Origin of the sequence: Agrobacterium burrii (genome assembly GCF_017313405.1) — a bacterium.
GTDB lineage: Bacteria > Pseudomonadota > Alphaproteobacteria > Rhizobiales > Rhizobiaceae > Agrobacterium > Agrobacterium burrii.
Map to the genome: position 1 here is coordinate 53542 of NZ_JAFLNA010000014.1, position 15516 is coordinate 69057.

Below are 15516 nucleotides of genomic sequence, written 5' to 3' on the forward strand. Positions count from 1 at the left end.
TTATGTGGAGTGCTGATGATGACCCTTGGCGCAAATGCGCAGGCTGCCGTTCTGGAAGCGGTATTGGCGAAGGATCACGCGGCGCTCGAACAGCTGCTGAAAAACAGTGGCGCGACCGAAGAGCGAAACGCGCAGGGTCAGACGCCGCTGTTGGTGGCGGTATGGCAAAACGAGGTGGAAGCGGCGCGTTTGCTTCTCGATGCCGGTGCCGATGTCAACGCTCGCGACAGTATCGAGGACAGCCCCTTTCTGGTGGCCGGTGCGCAGGGGAGGACGGAAATCCTGCGGATGATCCTCAAAAACGGTGCTGATCTTAAAAGCACCAACCGCTTTGGGGGCACGGCGCTCATCCCCGCTGCCGAAAAGGGACATCCGGACGCCGTTGATGTTCTGCTTGCAGCGGGTGTGGATGTCGATCACGTCAATCGGCTCGGATGGACGGCCCTGCTTGAAGTGGCGATCCTGAGAGACGGCGGCGCGATATCCCAGCGGATCGTCCGGTCACTTCTTGCGGGCGGTGCCATGTCGCGGTGAAGGATTTTGACGGGAGAAGCGCGCTTGCCCATGCCCGTGAGCGAGGCCTGTCGGAGATCGCCGCACTGCTGGAGGCCGCCGGCGCAAAAGACTGATTGCCCGGGTTTGTAACGCCGGTACTATGCCGACCTGCTCGCCAGCCCGGCGCCGGCCGGAAATGTCAGCTGCACCTTCGCCCCTTCACCGGGTTTCGAACTGATATGCGCCTCGCCGCCGCTCTGGCGCACGAAGCCATAGACCATGGCAAGGCCAAGGCCCGCGCCGCCATGGTCGCCACGGGTGGTGAAATAGGGCTCGAAGGCCTTGTCCACCGCCTCCGGCGTCATACCGATGCCCTCATCGGTGACTGATATCACCAGCGCCTCCTTTTCGAATGTGACCTCAATCGAGATCAGGCCGCCATCGGGCATGGCGGCCGCGGCATTCAGGCAGAGATTGAGGATGGATTGCTCGAAGAGGGCGGGGTCGAGCGGGATGGCGGGAAGATTGTCGTCGAGATCGAGCGCGATCCGGCATTTCGGGCCGACCGCGATCTCCAGAATATCGGCCATACCGCGCAGCAGATTGGCGACATTGATGCAGCTTGGATGGATCGGCTGCTGGCTGCCGATGGTCAACATGCTGCTGGCGAGAGACCGGCCACGATCCGCCGCCTTGCGGATGCGGGCGATGTGGCGGTTCTGCCGGTCGTTGAAACCGGCCTCGCGTTCAAGAAGACCGAGACTGCCGGTGATGATGCCGATCATGTTGCCCACCTCGTGGCTGACCTGGTGGGTCATGCGCATGATGCCGTCCAGTCGCTGGGCTTTCACGGCTTCCGCTTCCTGCCGGTCGAGCGCGGTGACATCGCGGGCGAGCAGCACGATGCCGCCATCCGGCTGGCGCGACATCGATACTTCGATCACCCGCTCGTCTGCGGTGCGGTGGCGCACGACGGCACGCTCCATCAACTCGCCCTTTTCGCTCTCGAAGGGCAGCAGCATCGGATCGATTTCCGGGACCGACTCGACAAACCGGCGGATCGGCAGTTTTCGCGACGAGCCGGAGCGTCCGACCAGTTCGATGATGCGGCGGTTCATGGTGATCGGCCGGCCGGTCGGATCAAACAATGCTATTCCCTCATTCATGGTGCGGAAGGTCGAGCGGATGGTGCGGGCCGCCGCTTCCGCCGTGCGTCTGAGGCGGGAGACACGGTCGACGCTGTCATGGAAGGCCCGGAAGGCATCGAGCAGGCGGATCAGCTCCGTTTCCGGCCCGGTATAGGATGGCGGGCCGACATCTTTCTCGCCTTTGGCGAGCGCATTCATGCCATTCGAAAGCGTCGCGATCCCGCGCGATACCCGCATCACCGAGCGGATGGAGAAGATCGCCACTACCAGCACCAGAAGCGAGGCCACGGCAACGATAACCAGCAGCCGGCTGAGCGCATCGGAGGTCGAGATCAGGTCTTCATTCAGGCTGCGGGCAACCGCATCGCCCTGCGTTTCCGTGACATGCGACAGATCGCGCGACACGGTGTGAAGCCGCGACACCGAAGCGCGGATGGCGAACATCTCCAGAAGGTAGCGGCTCTGCGCCGCGAAGACCCGCTCATAGGGTTGCATCTCGGCGGCAGGGAGCCGTTCGCCGGGATAACCTTCCTGCCGCGCCGTGGTTTCGGCGATGTAACGGCGGCGCAATTCGCCTAGCTGGAAGAGGCTGTCGGAAGCGGAGGCGGCCTGCACGATGCCGTTCATGCGGCGGCGCAGTTCTGGATCGGCGATGCCGCGGCCGGTGGCGATTTCACCAAGCGCTGCTGCCGCTTCCGCCTTGTGGCCCTGCGCCGCATCTGCATCCTTTGCCAGATCCAGCGTCTGCGCCCTGATAAGCTGGAGGAGTTCGACGATGCGCTCACTTGCAAATCCGCGTGCGGCCCGTTCGCCGTTTTCTGGCCCCGTCATCTGCAACAGCAGATCGACCTGCTGAACCACGGAGCGGCTTTCGCTGGAAACACGGTAGGGCGAGGCGGCGTTCATCAGGAAAGGCGCGCTCGAAACGAGGTCGGAAACCTGTCGCGAAATCAGCGATGCCTTGGCAAGGCTGGAAAAGGCCTGCAAGCCATAGGCCGCCATTTCATCGCGGGCGCGCTGCAGGCCATAAATGGCGATGGCGGAGAGGCTGAAGACGAGCACGCAGATGAAGACGATCGCAAAGGGCAGGCGAAAGGCAATCGAGGAAAGAAAGGAGCGGCTGATCACGGGGAAAGCTCGCCCTCATCGGTATGCAGCACATAACCCTTGCCGCGCCGCGTCTTGATATGGCGCGGCAGATCGGGATTGATCTCGATCTTGCGCCTGAGCCGCAGCACCAGCACATCGACGTTGCGATCGATATAGCGGTCGCTTTCTGAGCCCAGCCTGTCGAGGATCTGCGAGCGGCTGACGGGCTGGTTGGGCGTTTCGGCGAGAATTTCCAGCAGCGCGAATTCGGCGCTGGTGAGTGTGCGGCTGCGGTCGGCAAGGCAGACGGCCCGGCGCGCATCGAGATCGATTGCCCAGTCGCCGAGACGAAGGGCCGCGCGGCCGTGGTCACGCTCGCTGTCCTTTTCCTGTTTCAGCGAAGGGATCGTCCGGCGCAAAACGGCCTTGATCCGCGCCGTTAGTTCGATGGGTTCGAAGGGTTTCACCACATAATCGTCGGCGGCGGTTTCAAGGCCAAGAACCCGGTCGGCGGCGCTGCCGGCGGCGGTGACCATGACGATACCGATATCGCTATCGACCCTGCTGCGCAGCCGCTGGGCAAAGGTGCGGCCCGACGTGCCGGGCAGGTTGTGATCGACCAGCACAAGCTGCATCCTGTCCCGCGCCAATATCTCGTCGGCCTCCTCGGCGGAGCGGGCGCAGGTGGGCAGCCAGCCTTCGGCCTCGATGAGGTCCGAGATAAGCTCTGCCATATCCGGATCGTCCTCGACGATCAGAATGCGAACCTTCTGATTAAGCACTGCGTATTCCTCCCGCCATCATCATAGGCATGGCGGCGGCGATGTTCAAAGGCTCGCTGGTTATCTCTCCTGTGATATTTGTAATATCTGTAATCTTGTTCGGCGGTGCGGTGAAAGATTGGTAACCATTCTTCGATTGCGGTGCAGACAGGATGTGACATGTTGTTGCTGGAGACTGGAACGGGGAGGTTCCAGACAGGGAGGATTTAAGTGAAAGCATTGACCGCACTTGCGGCGAGCATGGCCCTGTGGCTGTGCGGCGCAGGGCATGGCATGGCCGCGCCGAAGTTGAACGTCCTGTGCGGCGTCGACGAGGCGTGGTGTGTGACCATGCAGCGGGCTTTCGAGGCGAAGGCGGGTCTTGAGATTTCGATGGTGCGCAAAAGCACCGGCGAAATTCTCGATCAGATCCGCGTCGAACGCTCCCATCCGACCGTCGACGTCTGGTGGGGCGGCACGGGTGACACGCATTTGCAGGCAGGTTCGGAAGGTCTGCTGGACGAATACCAGCCCCGCGACCAGCAGGATCTGTTGCCATGGGCGCAGAACTTCAATGCCATGTCTGGCTCGAAATCGGCTGGAATCTATGCCGGCGCGCTGGGTTTTGCCTATAATTCGGAACTGCTTGCCAAAAACAACCTGCCGGCTCCCACTTGCTGGAAGGATCTGGCGAAGGACATCTATCGCGGCCATATCCTCACCGGCAATCCCAACTACTCCGGCACGGCCTTCACCATGCTCGCCACCCTCGTCCAGCTGTTCGGTGAGGAGGAGGCATTCGGTTTCATGACCAAGCTGAACCTCAATGTCGTAGGTTACACCAAGGTCGGTTCAGCGCCCGTCAAGGCGGCGGCGCGGGGCGACGTCCTGATCGGGATCTCCTTCATGCATGATGCCGTGACCCAGAAGATCGAGGGTTTCCCGCTTGTCATCGTCGCGCCCTGCGAGGGAACCGGTTACGAGATCGGGGCGGTCAGCATCGTCAAGGGCAACCGCAATACGGCGCTTGCGCAAAGTTTCGTGGAATTTGCGCTCAGCCCGGAAGGGCAGGAGACCGGGGCCATAGCCGGCCAGAACCAGGTGCCGTCCAATGCAAGGGCGACATTGCCGCTGACCGCGCCTGATATATCGATGATCAAGATGGTGGACTACGACTTCGCCACCTTCGGCCAGCCGGAAGAGCGAAGTCGATTATTGAGCCGCTTCGACAGCGAAATCCACCCGACCCAGTAAGGGCCAGAAAACCGACATCCCAAAAGACAACGCGCGCGCCGCAAGGCGCCGCGACCGGCAGCGCCATGTCTGCGCGCTGCCCGACAATTCAGACGCAAGCTACAGGAGGATAACCATGCGACTGACGATACTTTCCACCCTGCTTTTTGCCGGCACGGCGCTCGGCACCACATCGGTGCAGGCGGCAGGTGAACTCAACCTGATCTGCTCGGCCGATGTCGTCATCTGCGAACAGATGAAGGGCGATTTTGAAAAATCTCACGACATCAAGGTCAATATGGTTCGCCTGTCTTCGGGCGAGACCTATGCCAAGGTGCGCGCGGAAGCCCGCAACCCGAAGACCGATATCTGGTGGGCTGGCACCGGCGATCCGCACATGCAGGCGGCTTCCGAAAACCTGACGCTCGAATATAAGTCGCCAATGCTGGACCAGTTGCAGGACTGGGCCGTGAAACAGGCGGAAAGCACCGGTTACCGCACCGTCGGTGTTTATGCCGGTGCGCTGGGCTGGGGCTACAACACCGAAATCTTCAAGTCCAAGGGCTACAAGGAGCCAAAGTGCTGGGCCGATCTGCTCGCACCCGAACTGAAGGGTGAAATCCAGATCGCCAATCCGAATTCTTCGGGCACCGCCTATACGGCGCTCGCCTCGCTGGTGCAGATCATGGGCGAAGATCAGGCGATCGATTATCTGAAGAAGCTCAACGCCAACATCTCGCAATATACCAAGTCCGGCTCGGCTCCGGTCAAGGCGGCGGCGCGCGGTGAGACGGCGCTCGGCATCGTCTTCATGCACGATGCTGTCGCGCAGACGGCGGAAGGTTTCCCCGTCAAGTCCATCGCGCCTTGCGAAGGCACCGGCTACGAGATCGGCTCCATGTCGATCATCAAGGGCGCCCGCAACCTCGACAATGCCAAGACCTGGTACGACTGGGCGCTGAAGCCGGACGTCCAGTCGCGCATGAAGGACGCCAAGTCCTTCCAGCTTCCCTCCAACAAAACGGCGGAAGTGCCGAAGGAAGCACCGAAGTTCGAGGACATCAAGCTCATCGACTACGACTTCAAGACCTATGGCGATCCGGCCAAGCGCAAGGCGTTGCTGGAACGCTGGGACCGCGAGGTCGGTGCGGTCGCCAACTGATCTTAACTCCGGCGATCGGCATCCCGGCTTTTGAAGCCGGGGTGTCCGCCACTCTTTCATCGGCATGAAATAAGCGAGGTCGGCCATGACACGTGGCAATCGCAGGCTGGACATCGTCCTGGCGCTCGGGGCGTTCGCCCTCATTCTTCTCCCCTGGTATCGCATTGAAGGCGGTTTTTTCAGCTTCCGTTGGCTGTCCGGGTTTTTCTCCTCCGCCAGCAATGCGCCGGGTGTGCTGCAAATCCTGTCCTATGGAAAACCATGGCTGGCCGGCATCGTTATCTTTTTCCTCGCTGCCTGCCTTGTCCGGCCGATCCGTGATCCGATGCGGCGCGGTGGGCTGGTTGCCATGATCGGGGCTGCCGGTCTGGTTTTTCTGGCGTTGCAGGGGCTGGCGATCGGCTTTACCGGCTGGACCTGGACAATCAGCGAAAACCTCTTCGGCATGCTCGCTGATGGTCAGGCATCTATGGGTGCCGGGGCCGTCGTCATGTCGTTCGTCTTCGTGCTTCTCTTTGCCTTTGGTCTTGCGGAACGCGGCGTCATGAAGGGCGACGCCTTCGTCGTCGGCGCGATTTCTATTCTCGTTTTTCTTGTCACCGTTTTTGTCTTTTATCCTATCGGCAGCATGCTGATCGCATCCGTTCAGGATTTCGACGGCTCCTTCAACGCCGACGGTTTTATCCGCAATATTCAGGATCCCGGCATCTGGAGCCTTGGTTGTGTCGTGGGCGAGGAGCGCTGCGGCGTCGCCTGGCGCACGCTGTTCCTTGCGCTGATGACCGCGTTTGGCTCCACCGTGCTGGGCCTCGGCTTCGCATTGATCGCCACCCGCACCCGTTTTCCGTTCAAGAAAGGCCTGCGCCTTCTCACCGTTCTGCCGATCATCACGCCGCCTTTCGTCATCGGCCTTGCATTGACGCTGCTTTTCGGCCGCGCCGGTGTCGTTACCGAATGGCTGTCCTATCTCTTCGGCATCGAACCCGGCCGCTGGCTTTATGGCCTGACCGGCATCTGGATCGCGCAGGTTCTTTCCTTCACGCCCATCTCGTTTCTGGTGTTGATCGGTGTCGTCGAAGGCGTCAGCCCGTCGATGGAAGAGGCGTCGCAGACACTGCGCGCCGACCGCTGGCGCACTTTCTGGCGGGTGTCCCTGCCGCTGATGAAGCCCGGTCTTGCCAACGCCTTCCTCATCGGCTTCATCGAAAGCATGGCGGATTTTGGCAACCCGCTGGTGCTGGGCGGCACCCACGGCGTGCTGTCGACGGAAATCTTCTTTGCCGTCGTCGGCTCGCAGAACGATCCGTCGCGCGCCGCGGTTCTCGCCATCATTCTCCTGTGCTTCACGCTTTCGGCTTTCCTTGCCCAGCGCTTCTGGCTATCCGGCAAGAATTTCGCGACGGTCACCGGCAAGGGCGACAGCGGTGCGCACATTGCCCTGCCGCGCGGCATCTCAATCGGCGTGCACGCCATCGTTGTCCCGTGGATGCTTTTCACCATTGTCGTCTATGGCATGATCCTCGTCGGCGGTTTCGTGAAGACCTGGGGTCTCGACAATTCGCTGACGCTTGACCACTACATCCGCGCCTTTTCCGTCAGCTTCTCCAATGGCTCGATTGCCTGGACCGGCGTTGCCTGGAACTCGTTCTGGACGACCATGGAGATCGCACTGGTCTCGGCACCGCTCACCGCTGCCGTCGGCCTGCTGACCGCCTATATCATCGTGCGTCAGAAATTCGCCGGGCGGAACCTCTTCGAATTCGCGCTGATGATGAGCTTTGCCATTCCCGGCACGGTCATCGGCGTCAGCTACATCATGGCCTTCAACCTGCCGCCGGTGGAAATGACGGGATCGGCGCTGATCCTGATCGCCTGCTTCGTGTTCCGCAACATGCCGGTCGGCGTGCGCGGCGGCATCGCGGCGATGAGCCAGCTCGACAAGAGCCTCGACGAAGCTTCGCTGACGCTGCGGGCCAATAGTTTCCGCACCATCCGCAAGGTCATCCTGCCGCTCTTGAGACCCGCGATCACGGCCGCACTGGTCTATTCCTTCGTGCGCGCCATCACCTCCATCAGCGCCGTCATCTTCCTCGTCAGCGCGCAGTACAACATGGCGACGTCCTACATCGTCGGCCTCGTCGAAAACGGCGAATATGGTGTGGCGATCGCCTATTCCTCCATGCTGATCGTCGTGATGATCACCGTTATCACTGGCTTCCAGCTCATTGTGGGCGAACGCCGCCTGCGGCGCGAAAACCGCGTCGCCGGGCTGCCGTCCGCTTCCTCCGTTCCTCTCGCTCAGGAGAAAACCGCATGATTTCCGTAAAGCCCGGCTCCGTTACCTTTCAGAATGTCCGCAAGACCTTCGGCGCTTTCACCGCCATCCCCGATCTGTCGCTGACCATAGAGCCCGGTACGCTGGTAACCCTGCTCGGTCCTTCCGGCTGCGGCAAGACGACGACATTGCGCATGCTGGCGGGTCTCGAACATCCGACCTCCGGCCGCATCCTCATCGGCGACAAGGACGTGACCATGCTGCCGGCCAATGAGCGTGATGTCTCGATGGTCTTCCAGTCCTACGCGCTGTTCCCGCACATGACGGCGCTCGACAATGTCGCCTATGGCCTGCAATCCTCGGGATTGCGCAAGGCGGAAGCGCGGGAAAAGGCGGAAGAGGGGTTGAAGCTCGTCGGCCTCGCCGGCATGGGCCACCGTCTGCCCGCCGAACTGTCCGGCGGCCAGCAGCAGCGCGTGGCGGTTGCCCGCGCCTTGGTGCTGGAGCCGCAGGTGCTGCTGCTCGATGAGCCTCTTTCCAATCTCGACGCCCGCCTTCGCCGCCGTGTCCGCACCGAAATCCGCGAATTGCAGCAGCGGCTCGGCTTTACCGCCGTTTATGTGACGCATGATCAGGATGAGGCGCTGGCCGTTTCCGACCGGATCATCGTGATGAAGGATGGCGAGATCGCCCAGTCGGGTGCGCCCCGCGACCTCTACGAAGCCCCGGCCTCCGCCTTCATCGCCGACTTCATGGGTGAGGCGAATGTCGTCGGCTGCGAGGTCATCAGCACTGAGGGGCCGGAGGCGCTGATCCGCGTCGGCGGTATCAATCATCGGGTTTCGGCGCGCAATGCAAAACCCGGCCCGGCCAAGCTTGCTGTTCGCCCCGGTTCGATTGCCATCGGCCAGGCAGGCGGGCAAGGGGTCGCCGGCCGGGTGCTACACAGCGCCTATCTCGGCGGCCATGTCGAATATGAAGTAGAGACCGATATAGGCACGCTCTTCATCGTTGACCATGCGGTCGAGACCAGCCTGCCGCCGCAAAGCGATGTCACGCTCGGCTTCAGGAACCGCGGCATCGCGCTGATCCAGTCCTGACGGGCGTCAGTTCTGCGGATCGGGCATGATCCACCAGAACAGCTGCACAAGGTCGCTCCAGGTGTGGGCGAGATCATCCATCATGGCGTTCACCTCCATATAGAGGTGAATGGCCAGAAGCGTGAAAAGCCCCAATAACAACCAAGGCCAGATCGGGCGTCTGCCCGCTGGTTTCGTTTCGTGCTTTTCGTCCTGATTGATGTCCAATAGCCATCTCCCCGTGACCTTGAGACCTACGACCAAAACCTCACGGCCGCAACCAGTTGTCTAGAAGAGCGCGGCCTCATCCTCGCCATGAAGTGCGGCACCCTGCCACAAAAACACCCAGATTCATTCAGCCGCAGTTCACCCGCCGGGGCGCTAAATCCCACCATCCCATAAGGAGGGAGATGACATGCGTAAGATGATTTTTGGCGCGGGAATGCTTCTCAGCGCCCTGTTCGGCACCGGCGCGAACGCCATGCCCGTGGGTCAGCCGTCTGCACCCGCGACATCCAATGTTCAGACCGTCGACTATGCCTGCGGACGCGGCTTTCATCTGTCGCCGCGCGGCAATTGCCGTCCGAACGGACCGCCGCGTTATGAGCGCGGCTGGGACAGGCGCGACCGCTGGGAGGGTCGCCGCGAATGGCGCGAACGTCAGGCCCGCAGAGAATGGCGGGAACGGCGAGACCGCCGCGATTGGCGGGAACACCGTGAATGGCGCGACCGTCGCGATTATTATCGCTGGTAACAAGATAAGGCCCTCCCTTAACCGGGAGGGCCTTTTTTATTTGTGATCCGCCCGCAAAAACGGTGCACGGCGATCCCCCCGACCACTTTTGCTGCAGCAGCGGCCATGGCTTGCTCTCGAGGGCTTTTGAGCTACTATGCCGGCATGGCGGGGAGGCCATGTTAAAGGAGGGTTCATGAATTACCGGTTTTCGAAACGGCGTATGGTGTTGAAGCTTGCCGCCACGGCAGCTTCTTTTTGCATGCTGGGAATGACGGCGAGCGCCGAGGGTTTTCCTGATCGGACCATGACGCTGGTCGTGCCTTTCGCGGCGGGCGGCTCCACCGATGTGGTGGCGCGCGTCATCGCGCAGAAGATGGGCGATGAGCTTGGCCATCAGATCGTCGTTGAAAATGTCGCTGGCGCCGGTGGCAATCTCGGTGCAGACCGTGTCGCCCGGGCCGAGCCAGATGGCTATACGATCCTGATGGGCACGGTCGCGACCCATGCGCTCAACCCGCTTATCCTTAAAACAAAGCCTTACGATCCGGAAAAGGATTTCGCCCCGGTCTCGCTGCTGGTGGTGGTGCCGAATGTGCTGGTCGTCAATCCGAAGCTCAACGTCAACAGCGTTGCGGAACTGATTGCGCTTCTCAAAGCCGAGCCGGACAAATATGCCTATGCCTCTTCCGGCAATGGCACGCCGCTGCATCTTTCAGGCGAACTGTTCAAGAGCATGGCCGGCGTCAGCATGCAGCATGTTCCCTATAAGGGAGCAGGCCCCGCGCTCAACGATCTGCTCGGCAACCAGATTTCGATCATGTTCGACAATCTGCCGTCGTCATCAGGCCACATAAAGTCCGGCACATTGCGGGCGCTTGGCGTGACGACCACTGACCGCGCCTCATCCTTCCCGGATCTGCCAACCATTGCCGAGACCGTCCCGGGTTATGAAACCTACACCTGGAACGCGCTCTTTGCGCCCGCCGGCACGCCGGCCGAAGCGATCGACAAGCTGAATGCCGCCGCCAAGAAAGCGCTTGCCGATCCGGCCGTCGCCGCGCGCATGGCGGAGTTCAGCGCCAAGATCGTCGCGTCGTCACCCGATGAGCTGAAAGCCCACGTCGCGGCCGAAATCGCCAAGTGGGAACCCGTCGTCAAGAATGCAAATGTGCAGATGGACTGATCGGGAACGGTAACCCGGTTCTTCGATACCTCGCTGCGCACCTCTGCCTTGAGGTGCGCAGTACCACCTGCTGCTGAAGACCCGCAGCCGAAGCTGTCATCATGGCCCGGCCAAAAAACGGGCCTGTCGCATCGACCAATGTGTCGTTTCAGCATCACTTGCCATAAGGTTGCAAAAATCGGCTTGGCAAGCTCAAATCACTCAGCTACAAAACCTATCACCGCGTCAGATCAAACAAAGGGAGGCGTTGCATGACACCAGCATTCACCGAAATCCTCCCGCAGGGAATGACCCGACACTAGGTCATATCCATTCGTGGCCCGCCCTGCGCGCGCCCGACATGCGGTTATTTTCCCTCATGGCCCGATTGATCTGACGGGATCATTTCGTCTCCCGTCCGGGCTGTGCCATCCAACTTCCGTTTTGAGGACCGGTTGCCGATTTTCTGGCGCCGTGCTGGTTAAAATGTCTCGCAAGAAGCTCGATTTCCGCGCCGATGCCTATCGTCATGTGCTCGGCTTTGTTTTTCACCACTGGAGCCACAGGCCGGCACTGGTGGGTTTCATCATTGTGCTGGTTGTCGCCAGCACGCTGGCCGAAGTCATGGTGCCGGTTTTTTCCGGCCAGATCGTTGATGCCATTGCCGGCGGCAACGGGGCGGACAAGGCGCTGCACGCCTTCGTCGTCGTGGTGTCGCTTGGTCTCACCAGCGTGGTGCTGCGCTGGTTCATCTTTAACGGCATCATCAGGCTCACGCTGAAAACCATGGCTGATGTCACCAATAACGGCTTCCACAAGGTGCAGCGTTTCTCCACGGACTGGCATGCCAACAGCTTCGCCGGCTCTACGGTGCGAAAGATCACGCGCGGCATGTGGGCGCTGGATTCGCTGAACGACCTGCTGCTCATCGCCCTTCTGCCGTCCCTCGTGATGCTGGTCGGCGCCACCATCGTGCTCGGCAGCTACTGGCCGGTCATGGGCCTCATCGTCGGCCTGGGCTCGCTGATCTATGTCGGTGTCACCGTGGCTCTTTCCATGGGTTATGTGTCGCCTGCGGCACGGCTTGCCAATGCCTGGGATACAAGGCTTGGCGGGGCGCTGGCGGATGCCATCAGCTGCAACTCGGTCGTCAAGGCCTTTGGTGCCGAGACGCGTGAGGAAGCGCGGCTGGGCCATGTGCTGGTGAAATGGGATAACCGCACGCGCAGAACATGGCGGCGCGGCACGCTGAATGGCACCATTCAGAGCTTCATGATGGTGTCCATGCAGGCCGGCATTCTCGGCACCGGCCTCATCATGTGGCGACAGGGGCTGGCGACGCCGGGTGATATCACCTTCGTGCTTGCCATGTTCTTCGTGCTGCAGGGTTACCTGCGTGATGTGGGGCAGGATATCCGTAACCTGCAACGCGCCGTCAACGATATGGAAGAGTTGGTGCTGCTGGACAAGATGCCGCTTGGCGTCGAAGACAGGCCGGATGCGGCGCGGCTTGATATCGGCAGGGGCGAGATCGTCTTCGATCACGTCACGTTCCAATATGGCGCGCATCCCACCCCGCTTTATGATGACTTCTCGGTCACCATCAAGCCGGGCGAGCGTGTGGGGCTGGTTGGCCATTCCGGCTCGGGCAAGACTACTTTCGTCAAGCTCATCCAGCGTCTCTACGACATCAAGTCGGGCGCAATCCGCATCGACGGGCAGAATATCGCCGGTGTCACGCAATCGAGCCTGCGCGGCCAGATCGCCATCGTGCAGCAGGAACCCATCCTGTTCCACCGCACGCTGGCGGAAAACATCGCTTATGGCCGGCCGGGTGCCACGCGGCGTGACATCGAGCAGGCGGCAAAACAGGCCAGCGCCCATGAGTTCATCATGTCCCTTCCAAAAGGATATGAGACCATGGTCGGCGAACGTGGCGTCAAGCTTTCGGGCGGGGAACGCCAGCGCGTCGCCATTGCCCGTGCCTTTCTCGCGGATGCGCCGGTGCTGATCCTTGACGAGGCCACCTCGAGCCTTGACAGCGAAAGCGAAGTGCAGATCCAGCAGGCCATGGAACGGCTGATGGATGGCCGCACGACGCTCGTCATCGCGCACCGGCTCTCCACGGTCAGGGCCTTGGACCGGCTGCTGGTGTTCGACAAGGGCAAGATTGTCGAAGAAGGTGACCATCAGGCGCTTATCCGCCTCAATGACGGCATCTATCGCCGGCTGTTCGAACGGCAGGCGCTGGAACTGACCAAGGGCCTGGTGGCCTGAAACAACGAAACGTCGGAGTTCATCCTCCGGCGTTTCATCCGCAACTTCAAACCATTGCCACGAACGCGCCGCTTTTTTCGGTTAGTGGCGTTCTCTCCGCAATACCAACAGGATGGTGAACCATGGATTTCAACCCGATCACAAAGCCGCAACGCCTTGTCATCAGGGGAAACCATATCCATGCCTTGTTCCATCACCCTTTCAGACCTCTCATGGTCCACGCCTGACGGTCATCCGCTTTTTTCAAACATCAATCTTCGCTTCGGTCTCGAACGAGCCGGCCTTGTCGGGCGCAACGGCGTCGGCAAGACGACGCTTCTGAAGTTGATTGCCGGTGAATTGTCACCGTCCGCCGGTACGGTCTCCGTCTCCGGCAGGACCGGCGTTCTCAGGCAAATCGTGCAGGTCATGCCCGGGGAGACCGTCGCGGATCTCTTCAATGCGCGTGAGGCACTCAAGATACTTTCCCGCGCCCAGGCGGGGCAGGCCACACTCGAAGAGCTTGGTGATGTCGACTGGATGCTGGAGGAAAAAATTGCCGATGCGCTGGCTGAGGTCGGGTTGGACGCCTTACCGTCAACGCTGCTTTCGGCACTTTCCGGCGGGCAGCGCACACGGGCGGCACTTGCGGCCCAAATCCATGCCGCGCCCGACTTCTTGATCCTCGACGAGCCGACCAATAATCTCGACCGCGACGGTCGTCTGTTCGTTGCGGATTTTCTGGCGGGTTGGCGTGGCGGAGCGATTGTCGTCAGCCATGATCGGGAATTTCTCGATACATTTGATGCCATCGTCGAAATGACGACGCTGGGCGCAACGCGTTATGGCGGAAACTGGAGCCATTACCGCGCGCAAAAAGCACAGGAACTGGCCGCTGCCGAACAGGATCTCGCCAGCGCCGAAAAGCGCCTGTCCGAGGTCAAACGCCGGTCGCAGGAGGCACTGGAACGCAAGGCCCGGCGCGACGCAAAGGGCGCCGCCAAAGCGGCAAAGGGGGACATGCCCCGCATTGCCGCCGGCGGCATGAAAAGACGAGCCGAGAAGACCAGCGGCGACAATGCCAATCTCGCCAGTCGCCTGAAAGCCGAAGCCACCGGGGATTTGCAGACGGCACGCCAGAGGATCGAGATCCTTCAGGACGTTACCGTCGTCTTGCCACCCAGCGGCTTGCACAAAACTAAAAGCGTTCTGTGCCTGCAAAGCCTGACGGCGGGATATTCAAGCGAACAACCCGTGTTCGCCGATCTGTCCTTTGAAATCACCGGCCCGCAACGTGTCGCCGTCACCGGCCCGAACGGATCGGGAAAAACGACGCTGCTTTCCGTGATCAGGAAGGAATTGATGCCGTTGTCAGGGACCGTCCACCTCGGTGTGACGTCCGTCTTTCTGGACCAGCAGGTCAGCCTGCTGGATACGAAGCTGTCGATCCGCGACAATTTCCTTCAACTTAACCCGCAGGCCGGAGAGAATGCCTGCAGGGCAGCACTTGCCCGCTTCATGTTTCGTGCCGATGCCGCCTTGCAGATCGTCGGAACGCTTTCGGGCGGACAGATGCTGCGCGCGGGTCTCGCCTGCGTTCTTTGTGGTCCGCAGCCGCCGCAATTGCTGATCCTCGATGAACCGACAAACCATCTGGATATCGATTCCATCGCGGCCGTGGAGGCCGGCCTGCGGGCCTATGATGGCGCGCTCCTGGTTGTCAGCCATGACGAAGCGTTTCTTGGCAATATTGGCATCGATCGGCGGCTTACCCTTGGGCGACCCTGAGGCGCCGCGATTGCGCACGCCGAAGCCGGACATCCATCTGCCGTTTTGCCTGGATGTCACCCTTTTTCGTGGCAACCGCGCTACCTTCAGCCCACGCGGCAATAGCACCGTCGTCGTCTGTGAGATGCATAAGGCATTCGCCAAGTGCCGCCCAGGCTGCCGAGTAGTCGGGATCCTGGTGAACCGCCTCGCGCAGATGCTGCGCCGCATCGTCGAATTGCCGCGTGGCCATCAGGGCCTTTGCGAGTGAAAAACGCAGGAGGGGCGCATCTTTGCCGTCTTTCAGCATCTTCAGGAGCTTTTCGATCATCGTCATTCCATTGCAATGGTGG

General features: G+C 61.0%; 13 protein-coding genes. 9 read left to right on the top strand and 4 right to left on the bottom strand.

All coding sequences use genetic code 11. The features are described 5' to 3' along the window. The first annotated feature begins 18 nt into the window (after positions 1-18). Positions 19-534: an ankyrin repeat domain-containing protein gene (locus JZX89_RS22455; protein ID WP_246746778.1), complete on the top strand. Its 516-nt coding sequence runs from the start codon at positions 19-21 to the stop codon at positions 532-534. A gap of 119 nt (positions 535-653) precedes the next feature. On the opposite strand, the gene JZX89_RS22460 is transcribed toward JZX89_RS22455, so the two are convergent. Together JZX89_RS22460 and JZX89_RS22465 are read right to left on the bottom strand one after the other, a co-directional pair. Beyond that, positions 654-2771, bottom strand: a complete 2118-nt coding sequence (locus JZX89_RS22460) for a sensor histidine kinase (protein WP_207135337.1) — start codon at positions 2769-2771, stop codon at positions 654-656. Then, positions 2768-3514: a response regulator transcription factor gene (locus tag JZX89_RS22465; protein WP_207135338.1), complete on the bottom strand. Its 747-nt coding sequence runs from the start codon at positions 3512-3514 to the stop codon at positions 2768-2770. Before JZX89_RS22465 ends, JZX89_RS22460 begins: the two co-directional genes overlap by 4 nt. A 210-nt stretch (positions 3515-3724) precedes the next feature. Here JZX89_RS22465 and JZX89_RS22470 point away from each other — a divergent pair, with 210 nt between their 5' ends. The 4 genes from JZX89_RS22470 (at position 3725) to JZX89_RS22485 (ending at position 9263) form a co-directional block, all read left to right on the top strand. After that, positions 3725-4747, top strand: a complete 1023-nt coding sequence (locus JZX89_RS22470; RefSeq protein WP_501985970.1) for an ABC transporter substrate-binding protein — start codon at positions 3725-3727, stop codon at positions 4745-4747. A 115-nt stretch (positions 4748-4862) separates the two neighbouring features. Next, entirely contained in the window at positions 4863-5888 is a 1026-nt protein-coding gene (locus JZX89_RS22475; protein ID WP_207135339.1) for an ABC transporter substrate-binding protein, read from the top strand. A gap of 85 nt (positions 5889-5973) precedes the next feature. Further along, positions 5974-8205: an ABC transporter permease gene (locus JZX89_RS22480; protein ID WP_207135340.1), complete on the top strand. Its 2232-nt coding sequence runs from the start codon at positions 5974-5976 to the stop codon at positions 8203-8205. Beyond that, on the top strand, positions 8202-9263 hold the full coding sequence (locus JZX89_RS22485) for an ABC transporter ATP-binding protein (protein ID WP_207135341.1): 1062 nt from the start codon (positions 8202-8204) through the stop codon (positions 9261-9263). Before JZX89_RS22480 ends, JZX89_RS22485 begins: the two co-directional genes overlap by 4 nt. A gap of 6 nt (positions 9264-9269) precedes the next feature. On the opposite strand, the gene JZX89_RS22490 is transcribed toward JZX89_RS22485, so the two are convergent. Next, positions 9270-9470 (bottom strand): hypothetical protein, encoded by a 201-nt coding sequence (locus JZX89_RS22490; protein ID WP_207135342.1) that lies wholly within the window; start codon positions 9468-9470, stop codon positions 9270-9272. 187 nt (positions 9471-9657) lie between these two features. On the opposite strand from JZX89_RS22490, the gene JZX89_RS22495 reads away from it, so the two are divergent. From JZX89_RS22495 to JZX89_RS22510, 4 genes are all read left to right on the top strand, one after another. Next, positions 9658-9996: a GCG_CRPN prefix-to-repeats domain-containing protein gene (locus JZX89_RS22495; protein ID WP_149901052.1), complete on the top strand. Its 339-nt coding sequence runs from the start codon at positions 9658-9660 to the stop codon at positions 9994-9996. Positions 9997-10171: 175 nt separating this feature from the next. Continuing rightward, positions 10172-11161: a Bug family tripartite tricarboxylate transporter substrate binding protein gene (locus JZX89_RS22500; protein ID WP_153516104.1), complete on the top strand. Its 990-nt coding sequence runs from the start codon at positions 10172-10174 to the stop codon at positions 11159-11161. A 465-nt stretch (positions 11162-11626) separates the two neighbouring features. Further along, the gene (locus JZX89_RS22505; RefSeq protein WP_174375091.1) at positions 11627-13417 is read left to right on the top strand and encodes an ABC transporter ATP-binding protein; all 1791 of its coding nucleotides are present in this window, start codon (positions 11627-11629) and stop codon (positions 13415-13417) included. A gap of 180 nt (positions 13418-13597) precedes the next feature. Then, a complete protein-coding gene (locus JZX89_RS22510) occupies positions 13598-15184 on the top strand; it encodes an ABC-F family ATP-binding cassette domain-containing protein (protein ID WP_207135343.1) in 1587 nt (528 codons plus the stop codon). Here JZX89_RS22510 and JZX89_RS22515 read toward each other — a convergent pair. Next, positions 15165-15494, bottom strand: a complete 330-nt coding sequence (locus JZX89_RS22515; RefSeq protein ID WP_207135344.1) for a tetratricopeptide repeat protein — start codon at positions 15492-15494, stop codon at positions 15165-15167. The genes JZX89_RS22510 and JZX89_RS22515 overlap by 20 nt on opposite strands. Positions 15495-15516 lie beyond the last annotated feature (22 nt).

Bases quoted from the DNA above. Each gene is read 5' to 3' on its own strand.
- JZX89_RS22480 (WP_207135340.1), top strand. From the start codon at position 5,974: ATGACACGTGGCAATCGCAGGCTGGACATCGTCCTGGCGCTCGGGGCG.
- JZX89_RS22510 (WP_207135343.1), top strand. From the start codon at position 13,598: ATGCCTTGTTCCATCACCCTTTCAGACCTCTCATGGTCCACGCCTGAC.
- JZX89_RS22475 (WP_207135339.1), top strand. From the start codon at position 4,863: ATGCGACTGACGATACTTTCCACCCTGCTTTTTGCCGGCACGGCGCTC.
- JZX89_RS22500 (WP_153516104.1), top strand. From the start codon at position 10,172: ATGAATTACCGGTTTTCGAAACGGCGTATGGTGTTGAAGCTTGCCGCC.
- JZX89_RS22455 (WP_246746778.1), top strand. From the start codon at position 19: ATGACCCTTGGCGCAAATGCGCAGGCTGCCGTTCTGGAAGCGGTATTG.
- JZX89_RS22495 (WP_149901052.1), top strand. From the start codon at position 9,658: ATGCGTAAGATGATTTTTGGCGCGGGAATGCTTCTCAGCGCCCTGTTC.
- JZX89_RS22485 (WP_207135341.1), top strand. From the start codon at position 8,202: ATGATTTCCGTAAAGCCCGGCTCCGTTACCTTTCAGAATGTCCGCAAG.
- JZX89_RS22505 (WP_174375091.1), top strand. From the start codon at position 11,627: ATGTCTCGCAAGAAGCTCGATTTCCGCGCCGATGCCTATCGTCATGTG.
- JZX89_RS22515 (WP_207135344.1), bottom strand. From the start codon at position 15,494: ATGATCGAAAAGCTCCTGAAGATGCTGAAAGACGGCAAAGATGCGCCC.